Source organism: Streptomyces sp. NPDC039423 (genome assembly GCF_055598725.1).
Genome location: NZ_JBVKAH010000001.1, coordinates 80,765 through 93,658, shown reverse-complemented (window position 1 = coordinate 93,658; position 12,894 = coordinate 80,765). Strand labels below are relative to the sequence as shown.

Genomic DNA, 12,894 nt, shown 5'->3' with positions numbered 1-12,894 from the left:
CGGGGCCGCGCCCTTCGCGCGTGCGTGACCGGGCGCCCCGGTTACGGCGCGGCGACCGCCGCCTGGGGGCGGATGGGCAGGCGGTTGACGGGGCGGCCGGTGGCGGAGCGGACGGCGGAGGCCACGGCGGCGGGCGAGGTGACCACCGGCACCGCGCTGGCGGCCTTGGCGCCGAACGGGGCGACGACGTCCCGTTCCTCGACGAGCTTGACGATGCGGATGTCCGGGGCGTCCAGGGACGTCGGCAGGGCGTAGCCGGTGAGGTCGGGGTGGCGGACCAGGCCGCGGGCGGTGCGGAGGTTCTCGGTGAGGGCGGCGCCGACGCCCTGGGTGACGCCCGCCTCGATGCGGGTGGCGAGCTGGGCCGGGTTCAGCACCCGGCCCACGTCCTGGGCGACGGCCATCTCCACCACCCGGACCGAGCCGAGTTCGATGTCGACGTCCACCACCGCGCGCACGGCGCAGAAGGCGAGGCCGACGAAGGCGTCGCCCTGGCCGGCGTCGTCGAGGGGCTCGGTGGGATGGGGACGGCACTGGGCGGTGGCCCAGAGCTCCTTGCCCTCCAGCGCCTCCATGACGGTGGTCGACAGGACGCCGTCGTAGGAGGTGATCTTGCCGTCGGTGATCTGGAGCAGCTCGGTGGACATGCCGAACTTGTGGGCCAGCGGCTGGAGGAGCTGGGTGCGCACCATCTTGGCCGCCCGCTCCACCGCGCCGCCCGACACCCAGGTGTGGCGGCCGTGGGTGGCGGGGCCGGCGGGGGGCTGGTCGGTGTCGACGGGGGCGACGTGGACCTCGTCGATACCGAGGGTGTCCTGCACGATCTGGCGGGCCAGGGTGGTGAAGCCCTGACCGGTCTCGACGGCCGCGCAGATGACGGTGGCGACGCCGTCGTGGACCTTGACCGTGGCGGTGGAGACCTCGTCGGTGCCCTCCGCCCCGAGCATGTGGACCATGCCCAGCGCGTAGCCGACGCCCCGGCGGACGGCTCCGGGCTCGCCGGCGCCCTCGGGGCCGCCGGGGAGGAGCCAGTCGTCCTCCGGGCCGTCCTTGGGAAGGGCGGGGAGCGGGAAGTCGCGGACGGCCTGGAGGAGTTCGGCCACCGGGGCCGGGCAGGTGACCGTCTGGCCGGTGGGGAGGATGTCGCCGGTGGCGAGCGCGTTGCGCAGCCGCAGTTCGGCGGGGTCCAGGCCCAGGCGTCCGGCGAGCTTGTCCATCTGGGCCTCGTAGGCGGCGCACACCTGCATCGCGCCCTCGCCGCGCACATGGCCGGAGGGCGGGTTGTTGGTGCGTACGGCCCAGCCCTCGACGAAGGCGTGCGGAACGACGTAGGGGCCGCAGGCGAAGGCGACGGCGGCGGCCAGCGATTCGGAGGAGGACTCGGCGTAGGCGCCGGCGTCCAGCAGGATCTGCGCCTCGACCTTGACCAGGCGGCCCTCGGCGTCCGCGTGGTGGCGGTAGCGCAGCAGGGTGGGGTGGCGGTGCGGGTGGCCGAGGAAGGACTCCTCGCGGGTGGCGGCCAGTTTGACGGGGCAGCCGGTGCGGAGGGCGAGGAGGCCGAGCGGGATCTGGAAGCCGGGGTCCTCGCGGTCGCCGGTGGCGCCCGGGACACCGGTGACGACCACCTTGACCTGGTCCGGGCGGAGTCCGAAGCAGGCGGCGGCGAGGTCGCGGTCGGTGTGCGGGTCGGTGGAGGCGGTGTAGATGTCCACGCCGCCGTCCGGGCGGGGCACGGCCAGTCCGGCCTCGGCCCCGATCGGCGCGGGGTCCTGGCGGCCGATGCGGTAGAGGCCCTCCACGATGACCTCGCCCGTGGCGTCCGGGTCGCCGTAGCGCAGCGGGATGTGGCGGATCAGGTTGCCGTCGGGGTGGAGGGGCGGGGCGGCGAACGCCTTCTCGGGGTCGGTGACCGGGTCGAGGACCTCGTACTCGACGGCGATGGCGGCGGCGGCGAGGCGGGCGGTGTCCGGGTGGTCGGCGGCGACGGCGGCGATGGCCTCGCCGTGGTGGCGCACCAGGTCGGAGGCGAAGACGGGCCGGTCGGCGACGGTGCGGCCGTAGGTGGCGTCGCCGGGGACGTCGGCGTGGGTCACCACGACCCGGACGCCCGGCATCTCGGCGGCGGCCGTCGTGTCGATCGAGACCACGCGCGCGTGCGCGTGCGGGGAGCGGAGGACGGCCGCCCACAGCAGGCCCTCGGCCCACAGGTCGGAGGCGTAGGGGAAGGTGCCCTCGGTCTTGGCGCGGGCGTCGGCGGGCGGAAGGGACGCGCCCAGGCCGTGGGCCGGCGTCTCCTGCTGGGGCCCCTGGGGGGCGTCGACCGCCGGGATGGCGGTGGCCGCGTCGTTACTCACGCCGTGCCTCCGTCGTGCGGGTGGGGGATCTGGTGCGGGATACGGGCCTGCGCGCCGCCCCCGGGTCCGTCGGCGCCCGGGGCGGGGCCGGGCGTCTCGGCCGCGGCGGCCGCGGCGGCGGTGCGTTCGTCGACGACCTGCCGTACGGCGTCGAGGACGCCCCGGTAGCCCGTGCAGCGGCAGAGGTTGCCGCAGAGCGCCTGGCGGGTCTCCAGCTCGGTCGGGGCGTGGTTGCCCTCGAGGAGGTCGTGCACGGTCATGGCCATGCCGGGGATGCAGAAGCCGCACTGGACGGCTCCGCAGCCGGCGAGGGCGCGCTGTACGTCGGAGGGCTCGCCGTCGGTGGCGAGTCCCTCGACCGTGCGGACCTCGCTGCCGGCCGCGGTGGCCGCCGGGACCAGGCAGGAGGCGACGAGCCGGCCGTCGACCTGGACGTTGCAGGCGCCGCACTCCCCCTGCGAGCAGCCGTCCTTGGCGCCCGCGAGGCCGAGCCGCTCGCGCAGCACGTAGAGCAGGGACTCGCCGATCCACGCCTCGGTGACGGGGCGGTCGCTGCCGTTGACGCGCAGCACGTACGAGACGTGCGGGTGCTCCTCGCTGCCCGTGACCTGGGTGGGGGCCGGTGCGGCGTCCCGCTGCGACTCGTGGCCGGCCGCCTCGTGGTGGGGCTCCCGGTGGGCCTCGGTGCCGCTCTCCGGATGAGCCTCCCGGGGGGCTCCGGCGTCGGCGTCCGGGTCGTGGGCCGGGGCGTGCGGGTCGGGCGCCCGGTCGTGGTGCGGGTCCGGGTGCGGCTCGTCGGCCGGGGCGTGGTGCGGGTCGTGGGCCGGAACGGGTTCGGGGTGCGCCGCGGGGTCCGCGGCGGCCGGGGCGCCGCCCTGGGCGGTCTCCGGGGCCCGCGGGGCCGGTTCCCCGGCGCCGTGCGGCTCCGGCGTCGCCCACGGGGCGGCGGCGCCGCCCGGGAGAGTGGCCGGCGGGTTGCCGCCGGTCCACTGCGAGGCGAGCGCCGAGGTGGTGAACTCGCCCGACTCGTCCGGGATGTCCCCCTGGGCGACCGGGATGGTCCACTGTCCGGTCAGCTCCGTGGGCGCGGGCGCCGGGTAGCTCCACTGGGACGTCGCGTTCGGGTCGTGCGGCGCCCAGGCCTCCGGCGGCACGTAGCCGTGGCCGGGGGCCTCCAGCGGGGCGCCGGACGCCATGTCCGGCGGGAGCTGCACGAAGGCGGTCGCGTCGCTGTCGTACTCGCCCTGGGGCGTCGGCTGCCAACCGCCCCGCCCCTGCCGGTCGTCGTTCTCGTCGGTGGTCACGACAGCGCCCTCCCCAGTGCCCGTCGGGCCAGTGCGGCGACCGTGCGCCGCAGATGCAGTACGGCGGGCGGCAACTGCTCCTCGCCCGGCGGGTCCGGGATGCAGGCGGCCGCCACGTACTCGCCGAACGCCGTGAGGGCCTCCGGAGCGAGGCCCCGGTCGCCGTCCCAGTCGATCAGCGACGCGATCCAGCGCTCCGCCTCCAGCGGCCGCAGCGGCATCGGGGCGATCGCCCCGATCGCGCAGCGCACCCCGCGCCGCGCCGGGTCCAGGACGACCGCGACGGACGCGGTGGCGCGCCCGGGGCCGGTCCGGCCGGTGGCCTTCAGGAACACCTGGGGGGCGTGCAGGAGGGGTACGCGGACGAAACCGATCAGCTCGGCGGGGCCGAGCAGTTCCCGGCCCGCCAGCAGGTGCGTGACCGGGACCTCGCGCGTGCCGCCGGGGCCCGCGACGACCAGGTCCGCCTCCAGGGCGGCCAGGACGGGCAGCGAGTCGCCGGTGGGCGCGGCGGTGACGATGTTGCCGCCCAGGGTGCCCGCGTTGCGGATCTGGGGCGGGCCGGCCGCGCGGGCGGCGGCGGCGAGGGCGGGGATGAGGGCCGCGAAGTCCGGGCGGCCCATGCGCGCGTGGGTGAGGCCGGCGCCCAGCAGGGCGTGGCCGTCCTGGTACTGCCAGCCCCGGATCTCGTTGATGCGGCCGAGGCCGACGAGGCCGGCGGGCCGCAACTGGCCCTTGTTCACGGCGGCCATCAAGTCCGTACCGCCCGCCACGGGCACGGCGGCGGGCATGGCGCTGAGCGCCGCCACGGCCTCGCCGAGCGTGGCCGGCAGCGTCACGGACTGCGCCGCCTGCGGTGCGTGCGTGGTCAACCCAGCTGCCCCTTCCCGGTGTCCCGGCTGTCCCGGCTGTCCCGCCTGTGTTGCCGTACCGTACGTGCTCACAGCCCCGACGTGGCAACTCTGGCACATCTTCCGGGCCGCTCGACGCGAGGGTCCGCGACGCACGCATCCGCCCGGGACATCCCGTGACCTGCGAGATGGACCGGTTTGCCACGCCATTGGCGGCAGGCACGGATTGCCACTTCTCGGCGACCTTGTACGACTTTTGCCGGGCGGGCCTTACGGTCCCAGGTGCCGGACGCGGACGGGTGCGGCTTCCGGCCGCCCTCACACGTTCGGGGGCGCTCCCTCGATCGGGCGTCCGACCACCCCGGGGCGCTTCTGCCACGGCAGGGGGCCGCCGGGCGGGCGGTAGCCGACGCCGAGCGCGTCGAGGCGGCGGTAGTGGACGGTCATCCGGCGGGCGAAGTCCGCGAAGTCGCGTGCGGCGGGGTCGGCCGGGAGGCGGGTGGACCAGGCGACCTCGGCGAAGGCGGCGAGACGCGGGAAGACCTGGTAGTCGACGCGGGCGCGGGAGTCCAGCACCTCGGTCCAGACGTTGGCCTGGGTGCCGATGACGTGCGCGGCGGCTTCGGGGGACAGCCCGGGCGGTACGGGTTCGAAGCGGTAGACGTCCTCCAGGGTGCGTACGTAGCCGATGGGCACCGGCTCGTCGGGGCCGTCGTCTTGGCGGTGGTCCAGGTAGACGTGCTGTTCGGGGCACATCACGACGTCGTGGCCCGCCTCGGCGGCGGCGATCCCGCCGGCGTACCCGCGCCAGGACGACACGGCGGCGCCGGGCGCCAGGCCCAACGATGTCGTCTCGCCTCCGGCCGCTCGTACCCCCTCTCGACGTTCCTCGTCGCACGGTCGTTCGTTCCTCACTCCCTCCTCCTCGTCGCTTTCGACAGGGGCGCGCCCTTCGGCTCGACTCCCGCCCTCCTGGATCTCGTCCCACCCGATCAGGCGGCGGCCCCGGTCGGCCAGCCAGCGGTCGAAGTGGCGGACGAACCAGGCCTGGAGCCCGTCCTCGTCCGCCAGCCCGAGTTCGGCGATCCGGGCCTGTGCGGCCGGGGAGGCCCGCCACTGGTCCTTGGGGCACTCGTCCCCGCCGAGGTGGACGAAGGGCGACGGGAACAGCTCCAGGACCTCCTCCAGGACGTCCTCGTAGAAGCGGAGGGTGTGGTCGGTGGGGGCGAGGACGTTGCGGTTGACGCCCCAGGTGTCCCAGACGGGGAGGGCGGCGGGGCCGGTGACGTCGGTGTTGCCCAGCTCCGGGTAGGCGGCGATGGCGGCCTGCGAGTGGCCGGGGACGTCGATCTCGGGAACGACGCTCACGTGCCGGTCGGCGGCGTACGCGACGATCTCCCGGATGTCGTCCTGGGTGTAGTGGCCGCCGTGCGGCGTGTCGTCCCAGAGCGCGGAGGCGCGGTGCCCCCGCTTCGTGCGCGCCCGCCAGGCGCCCACCTCGGTGAGGCGGGGGTACTTCCTGATCTCCAGGCGCCAGCCCTGGTCGTCGGTGAGGTGGAGGTGCAGCACGTTCAGCTTGTGGGCGGCGAGCAGGTCGACGTACCGGAGGACGTCGTCCTTGGGGAGGAAGTGGCGGGCCACGTCCAGCATGAGGCCGCGCCAGGGGAAGCGGGGCGCGTCCTCGACGACGACCGTGGGGACGGCCCATTCCCGGCCGGGCGGCCCGACAGGAGCCCGGCGGTGTGCGTCGGGGCCTAGGAGCTGGCGGTAGGTCTGGGCGCCCCGGAACACACCCGCGGCGCTGCCGCCGCTGATGCGCTGGGCGTACCCGTCGATGACGATGCGGTAGCCCTCGGGCGCCAGTTCGGGGTCGATGCTCAGCACGATGCGGTTGTCGGCGTCGTCGCCGTCCGGGAACGGCAGCCCGGTGGCGGCCCCGACAGTGGCCCGGAACCACCGTGCGACGCCTTCCGTGCCCGGCCGGGCGTCCAGCATCGTCTCGTCGTCGATGGGGTCGTACCCGGCGGGCGGCACCCACCGGAAGAGGGACGGGGCGGGGATCAGGTCCATGGGGTCCATCGGGTCGTCAGTCCTTGACCGCGCCGCCGAGCCCGGACACCAGGCGGCGCTGTACGAGTACGAAGAAGACCAGCACCGGGATGGTCATCACGGTCGACGCGGCCATGATGCCGCCCCAGTCGTTCTCGTCGGGCTTGAAGAAGACGAGCAGCGCCATGGGCAGGGTCGACCGTGAGGTGTCGCTGATGATGAACGACTTCGCGAACAGGAAGTCGTTCCAGGTGGAGATGAAGGAGAAGACGCTCGTCGCGACGAGCCCCGGGAGCACCAGCGGGAACAGGATCCGCCACAGGAACCGGGAGCGGCTCGCGCCGTCGATGTACGCGGCCTCCTCCAGGGCCTCGGGGACCGCCTTGACGAAACCGCGCAGCATCCAGATCGCGAAGGGCAGGGAGAACGCGAGGTGCGGCAGGATCAGCGAGCCGAGGGAGTTGAGCTGGCCGAGGTCCCGCATGAGGAAGAACAGCGGGATGGTCAGCGCCTCGACCGGCACCATCTGCGCGATCAGGAACATCACCAGCAGGGTGGTGCGGAAGCGGAAGCGGAAGCGCGTGACCGCCGTCGCCGCGAGGAAGGCGATGAGCGCGGAGGCGAGGACCACGGTGCCGGCGACCAGCAGGCTGTTGAGGAAGTAGCGGCCGAAGTCCTGCTGGGCGAAGACGCGGCGGAAGGAGTCCAGGGACGGTTCGAGGGTCCAGGGCCGGGGGTGCGCCGACTGGATCTCGCCCGCCGGTTTGAAGGCGGAGAGGACCATCCAGTACAGGGGGAAGGCGACCGCGGCCGCCACCAGGAGGGCGCTGGCCTCGGCGGCGAGGCGCCACGGCCGGCGCGCCGGCGTCACAGTTCCTCTCCCCCGCGTCGTACGAGACGGAGGTGGACCAGGGTGACGGCGAGCAGGATCAGCAGCATGACGACGCCGATCGCCGAGCCCAGTCCGTACTGGGAGGACGCGAAGGCCTTCTGGTACGCGTAGACGTTCAGGACGAGGTTCTGGCCGGCGATGCCGCCGCCGCCCGTCATCACGTAGATCTGGGTGAACACCTTGAAGTCCCAGATCACCGACTGGATGGTGACGACGAGGAGGATGGGCCGCAGCATCGGGGCGGTGACCGAGCGCCAGGTCCGCCACGAGGAGGCGCCGTCGAGCGCCGCGGCCTCCAGGACCTCGGCCGGGACGGCCCTGATACCGGCGTAGACGGTGACCATCACGAACGGGAACGAGCACCAGACGATCTCGCCCAGGACGAGCGCGAAGGCGCTGTAGCGGCCGTACGTCCAGGAGAAGTCGCCCAGTCCGAGCACCCTGTTGACGGGGCCGAGGTCCGGGTCGAAGAGGAACACCCAGACGGTGGACCCCGTGACGGCGGGTGTCGCCCACGCGCCGAGCGCGGCGAGCATCAGCGCGAGGCGGGGGACGGCCCGCACCCGGGTGAGGAGGACGGCCAGGGCGCACCCGACGGCCAGGGTGGCGACGACGCACACGGCGGCGAACAGCACGGTGGCGAGGAGGACCTGCCGGAACTGCGGGTCGCGGACGAGGGTGCCGTAGTTGTCCAGGCCCCGGAAACCGGTGGGCCGGCCGCCGCTGACCTGCGCCTGGGTGTACTCCAGCAGGGAGATGAGGCCGAGTTGCTGGAGCGGGAACAGCAGCAGGGCGCCCAGGACGGCGAGCGCGGGCGCGAGGTACAGCCACGGGGTCCAGGCCTCGTGGCGCCGGCCGCGGCGCGACGCCGGTGCGCCGGGTGCACCGGGGGCGCCGTGTGCAGCGGCCAGGGGCGCGCGGGTGCCCGGTGCGCGGGTGCCGCGCACGGGCCGGGTGCCGGCGGCGTGGTGCGTCATGGCCGGCCCGCCGCGGCGAACGCCGCGTTCATCTTGGCGGCCGCGTCGCGGGAGGCCGCCGCCACGTCCTTGCGGCCGCTGATGACCTCCTGGAACATCGTCGGCAGGACCAGCGAGGCGTCGATCTCGCCCCAGGCGGGGGACGCGGGGACGAACCTGGTCCCGGCGGACAGTGTGTCGGTGAACGGCTTGACGAACGGCCGCTTCCTCGCCGCCTCCGCCCGCACGTCGGTGAAGGTCGGCAGGAACCCCATGGCGTCGAACAGTTCGCGCTGCGCCCGCTTGCCCGCCAGCGTCTTCACCAGGTCCACGGCGAGGGTGCGGTGCGAACTGCCGCGCAGGACGCCGAGGTTGTTGCCGCCCGCGAAGGCCGGGGCGATGGATCCGGGTGTCGCCCCGGGCAGCGGGACGACCGCGTACCGGCCCTTCACGGCGCCCGCCTCCACCGCCGCACGGCTGAAGTCGCCGCCGATCGCCATGGCCGCCTTGCCCGAGGCGAAGGCCGTGACGGTCGCGTTGCCGCCCATGGAGGCGCAGGTGGCGGCCGGGCAGTTGTCGTCGCCGAACAGGGAGGTGTAGGCGGTGATGCCCTTGCGGGCGGCCGCGCCGTCGACGGTGGCGGTGTAGCCGCCGTCGCGCTCCGTGGCGAGGTCGCCGCCGGCCGCCCAGAGGAACGGCAGCGCGCCGTAGGTGTACGCGCCGCCGACGGCGATCCCGTACAGCCCGGGTTTCTCCTGGCGTATCCGCTTCGCGGTCGCGATCAGTTCGGTCTGCGTCCTGGGCGGGGTGAGGCCCAGTTCGCCGAACACGTCGGTGCGGTAGTACAGGGCCCGTACGCCGACGAACAGCGGGGCGCCGTACACCTTGCCGTCCACCGTGACGGAGGCCCGTGCGGTGGGGTCGGTGTCCCCGGCCTCGTCCCACGCGCCGAACTCGGCGCCGATGTCGGCGAGTCCGCCGTCCCGGACGTGGCCGGCGGTGTCGGTGTTGCCGTACTCCATGACGTCCGGGGCGCTGGCCGGGTCGTTGAAGGCGGCCCTGACGCGCTGTGCGCGGGTGTCGACGGGGATGTACTCGACGCGTACGCCGACCCCGGGGTGCCGTTTCTCGAACGCGGCGACGGCCCGGTCGACGACCCGTTCCTTGGGCCCGTTGGCGACCTCCTGGAAGAGCCAGACGCGCAGCGTGCCGGTGGTGGCGTCCTCCGTGGCCGTGGTGTCGGAGGTCCGCGGGGCGCAGGCAGCGGCCAGGAGGACGGCGGCGACGGGGGCGACGAGCCGGGCGGACAGGCGGAACGACGGGCGGGCGGACGGCCGGGCAGGAAGCTTCAAGGCGGATCCCTTCCGATCGCGTTGCAACATACGCAACGGGCGTTTCACGCTGCACAACATGGAGGAGACTAGAGCCGGCCCGCGACGCCCACAAGAGGTCTCGACCACACCGCGATCACATGACGAAGGCCCCCGGGGCGCGTACGTGTGTACGCGCCCCGGGGGCCTCTGCCCGGCGGGTCCGGAAGGTTACTTCTTGTCCTTGCCGCCCTTGTCCTTGTCGCCACCGGCGCCCATGGACTCGTAGATCTCCTTGCACATCGGGCAGACCGGGTACTTCTTCGGGTCGCGGCCCGGCACCCAGACCTTCCCGCACAGCGCCACCACGGGAGTGCCGTCGAGGGCACTCGCCATGATCTTGTCCTTCTGGACGTAGTGGGCGTAGCGCTCGTGGTCGCCGTCGCCGTGCGACACCTGTGGCGTCGGCTCTACGAGGGTCCCCGTACCTGCCCCGCGCTCGGGCTCAAGAGTGCTCATGAGCTCCAAGGGTACTCACGCCGGAGCCGTCCCGGGAGCGAGGCCCCGCGGGCCCGCCGCCCCGGAAGCGCGGCCGCGGTGTGAAGCCCGTCACCCGGCGGGCGCTGCGCGTCCGGTCCGGGCGGGTGGCCGAAACCCGCCGTACCGCCCCGTCTGCCCCGGAGGCTCAGTTCAGCGAGGGATCGTCCGGATACGTGGCGATCATGGCGAGCTCGCCGCGCTGGCGCCGCAGCACCTCGCGCCACAGGCTCTCGGGACGCGGCGACGAGACGTCCCCCGGTTCGGAGTCCACGACGAACCAGGCGCCCTCGGCGAGCTCGTCCTCGAGCTGGCCCGGCCCCCACCCCGCGTACCCGGCGAAGATCCGCAGGCTGCCCAGCGCGGCGGCGAGGAGTTCCGGCGGGGTCTCCAGGTCCACGAGCCCGATCGCCCCGTACACCCGCCGCCAGCCCAGGGGGCCCTCGTCACCTGGGATCACGGCGATCCCGAGGGCGGCGTCGAGGGAGACGGGGCCGCCCTGGAACACCACGCCCGGTTCACCCGTCAGTGGCGCCCAGCCCTCCAGGACGTCACCGACACCGACCGGCGTCGGGCGGTTGAGGACCACGCCGAGGGAGCCCTCGTCGTCGTGGTCGAGCAGCAGCACCACCGCGCGGTCGAAGTTCGGGTCCGCCAGCGCGGGGGTGGCGACGAGCAGCCGTCCGGTGAGCGAGGACACCTCGGTCATGCCAGACATGATCCCGCATCCCGGCCGTCCGTGGGGGGTCGGCGGCCGGACGGGCGCCACGGCCCCGCGCCACGGGCGCCCCGGGAGCGCTCTGGCCGAAAGCGGACGGTAACCGTCCGCAAGGGCCGGGGAACGGAGGGTGCTGTGCCGAATTCATTACATCTGAGTGGCGTCCACGGGCTACCAAGAAGGCCACTCCGCCCCCTTACCCTTTTCCCTGGCCCCCTGCCCGACCTCCCACCGGAACGCGAGATTCATGACCGGCACAGACGATGTACTGCTTGTCCACGGCGGAACCCCGCTGGAGGGCGAGATCCGCGTCCGCGGCGCGAAGAACCTCGTGCCCAAGGCGATGGTCGCAGCCCTGCTCGGCAGCGGGCCGAGCCGGCTGCGCAATGTGCCCGACATCCGTGACGTCCGCGTCGTGCGCGGGCTGCTCCAGCTTCACGGCGTGACCGTCCGCCCCGGCGAGGAGCCGGGCGAACTGGTCCTGGACCCGACGCACGTCGAGTCCGCCAACGTGGCCGACATCGACGCCCACGCCGGCTCGTCGCGCATCCCCATCCTGTTCTGCGGCCCGCTGCTGCACCGCCTCGGCCACGCCTTCATCCCGGGCCTGGGCGGCTGCGACATCGGCGGCCGGCCGATCGACTTCCACTTCGACGTGCTGCGCCAGTTCGGCGCGACGATCGAGAAGCGCGCCGACGGCCAGTACCTGGAGGCCCCGCAGCGGCTGCGCGGCACGAAGATCCGGCTGCCGTACCCCTCGGTCGGCTCGACCGAGCAGGTGCTGCTGACGGCCGTGCTGGCGGAGGGCGTCACGGAGCTGTCCAACGCGGCGGTGGAGCCGGAGATCGAGGACCTGATCTGCGTGCTCCAGAAGATGGGCGCGATCATCTCCATGGACACCGACCGGACCATCCGGATCACCGGTGTCGACAAGCTCGGCGGCTACACCCACCGCGCCCTCCCGGACCGCCTGGAGGCGGCCTCCTGGGCGAGCGCGGCGCTGGCGACCGAGGGCAACATCTACGTGCGCGGCGCGCAGCAGCGCTCGATGATGACGTTCCTGAACACCTACCGGAAGGTGGGCGGTGCCTTCGAGATCGACGACGAGGGCATCCGCTTCTGGCACCCCGGCGGCGCGCTGAACGCGATCGCCCTGGAGACCGACGTGCACCCCGGTTTCCAGACGGACTGGCAGCAGCCCCTGGTGGTGGCGCTCACGCAGGCGGCGGGCCTGTCCATCGTCCACGAGACGGTGTACGAGTCGCGGCTGGGCTTCACCTCCGCGCTGAACCAGATGGGCGCGCACATCCAGCTCTACCGGGAGTGCCTGGGCGGCTCGGACTGCCGCTTCGGCCAGCGCAACTTCCTGCACTCGGCGGTCGTCTCGGGCCCGACGAAGCTCCAGGGCGCCGATCTGGTCATCCCCGACCTGCGCGGCGGCTTCTCGTACCTGATCGCGGCCCTGGCGGCGCAGGGCACCTCGCGGGTGCACGGCATCGACCTGATCAACCGCGGCTACGAGAACTTCATGGAGAAGCTCGTGGAACTCGGCGCGAAGGTCGAACTCCCGGGCAGCGCGATCGTCTGACGCCCCGTGAGCCACTCCGACGGCCCCTCGCCCCGTGCGAGGGGCCGTCGGCCGTTCCGGGCCCCGCACAGCCCCTCACAGGCCCCGCACCGGGCGAGTGAGCCGAAGGGGCGCGGCGGGCGCCGAAAGGGCGGAGGCCCCCGAGAAACGGGGCGAGTGAGCCGAAGGGGCGCGGCGGGTGTCGAAAGGGAGAACGCGCGGAGGCCCCCGAGGAACGAGGGGGTCGAGCACGATCGACCGTCGACACACGCTTGAGCGCCCCGGAGGCGAACCGAGCCGGGAGAAAAACCGAGCACGATCGACCGTCACACACGCTTGAGCGCCCCGGAGGCGAA

Annotated in this window: 10 protein-coding genes; 1 reads left to right on the top strand and 9 read right to left on the bottom strand. The window is 73.8% G+C overall.

The genetic code is table 11. From position 1 onward, the window contains the following. Positions 1 to 41 precede the first annotated feature (41 nt). The 9 genes from ACZ7LK_RS00375 to ACZ7LK_RS00335 all read right to left on the bottom strand — a co-directional run bounded on the left by ACZ7LK_RS00375 (position 42) and on the right by ACZ7LK_RS00335 (position 10,962). On the bottom strand, positions 42 to 2,354 hold the full coding sequence (locus tag ACZ7LK_RS00375) for a xanthine dehydrogenase family protein molybdopterin-binding subunit (RefSeq protein WP_392274434.1): 2,313 nt from the start codon (positions 2,352 to 2,354) through the stop codon (positions 42 to 44). Beyond that, positions 2,351 to 3,658, bottom strand: coding sequence for a (2Fe-2S)-binding protein (locus tag ACZ7LK_RS00370; protein WP_471137697.1), 1,308 nt, complete (start codon positions 3,656 to 3,658; stop codon positions 2,351 to 2,353). The genes ACZ7LK_RS00375 and ACZ7LK_RS00370 overlap by 4 nt, the downstream gene beginning before the upstream one ends. Beyond that, a complete protein-coding gene (locus ACZ7LK_RS00365) occupies positions 3,655 to 4,530 on the bottom strand; it encodes an FAD binding domain-containing protein (RefSeq protein WP_392274432.1) in 876 nt (291 codons plus the stop codon). The genes ACZ7LK_RS00370 and ACZ7LK_RS00365 overlap by 4 nt, the downstream gene beginning before the upstream one ends. Before the next feature lie 297 nt (positions 4,531 to 4,827). After that, a complete protein-coding gene (locus ACZ7LK_RS00360; RefSeq protein ID WP_471137695.1) occupies positions 4,828 to 6,588 on the bottom strand; it encodes a beta-N-acetylhexosaminidase in 1,761 nt (586 codons plus the stop codon). A gap of 7 nt (positions 6,589 to 6,595) precedes the next feature. After that, complete coding sequence (locus tag ACZ7LK_RS00355; RefSeq protein ID WP_392274430.1) at positions 6,596 to 7,429, bottom strand: carbohydrate ABC transporter permease; 834 nt, start codon at positions 7,427 to 7,429, stop codon at positions 6,596 to 6,598. Beyond that, positions 7,426 to 8,427, bottom strand: a complete 1,002-nt coding sequence (locus ACZ7LK_RS00350) for a carbohydrate ABC transporter permease (RefSeq protein ID WP_471137693.1) — start codon at positions 8,425 to 8,427, stop codon at positions 7,426 to 7,428. Before ACZ7LK_RS00350 ends, ACZ7LK_RS00355 begins: the two co-directional genes overlap by 4 nt. Further along, positions 8,424 to 9,758 carry an extracellular solute-binding protein gene (locus ACZ7LK_RS00345; protein ID WP_471137692.1) on the bottom strand — a complete coding sequence of 445 codons (1,335 nt, stop codon included), beginning with the start codon at positions 9,756 to 9,758 and terminating at the stop codon, positions 8,424 to 8,426. Before ACZ7LK_RS00345 ends, ACZ7LK_RS00350 begins: the two co-directional genes overlap by 4 nt. 189 nt (positions 9,759 to 9,947) lie before the next feature. Then, positions 9,948 to 10,235: a DUF3039 domain-containing protein gene (locus ACZ7LK_RS00340; protein ID WP_023588437.1), complete on the bottom strand. Its 288-nt coding sequence runs from the start codon at positions 10,233 to 10,235 to the stop codon at positions 9,948 to 9,950. A 166-nt stretch (positions 10,236 to 10,401) separates the two neighbouring features. After that, positions 10,402 to 10,962, bottom strand: coding sequence for a YqgE/AlgH family protein (locus tag ACZ7LK_RS00335; RefSeq protein WP_392274427.1), 561 nt, complete (start codon positions 10,960 to 10,962; stop codon positions 10,402 to 10,404). A gap of 256 nt (positions 10,963 to 11,218) precedes the next feature. Here ACZ7LK_RS00335 and murA point away from each other — a divergent pair, with 256 nt between their 5' ends. After that, positions 11,219 to 12,559, top strand: a complete 1,341-nt coding sequence (gene murA, locus ACZ7LK_RS00330) for a UDP-N-acetylglucosamine 1-carboxyvinyltransferase (RefSeq protein WP_336322887.1) — start codon at positions 11,219 to 11,221, stop codon at positions 12,557 to 12,559. Positions 12,560 to 12,894: the final 335 nt, after the last annotated feature.

Coding starts and splice junctions, on each gene's coding strand:
- ACZ7LK_RS00335 (WP_392274427.1), bottom strand. CDS start 10,962: ATGACCGAGGTGTCCTCGCTCACCGGACGGCTGCTCGTCGCCACCCCC.
- ACZ7LK_RS00350 (WP_471137693.1), bottom strand. CDS start 8,427: ATGACGCACCACGCCGCCGGCACCCGGCCCGTGCGCGGCACCCGCGCA.
- ACZ7LK_RS00340 (WP_023588437.1), bottom strand. CDS start 10,235: ATGAGCACTCTTGAGCCCGAGCGCGGGGCAGGTACGGGGACCCTCGTA.
- murA (WP_336322887.1), top strand. CDS start 11,219: ATGACCGGCACAGACGATGTACTGCTTGTCCACGGCGGAACCCCGCTG.
- ACZ7LK_RS00360 (WP_471137695.1), bottom strand. CDS start 6,588: ATGGACCCCATGGACCTGATCCCCGCCCCGTCCCTCTTCCGGTGGGTG.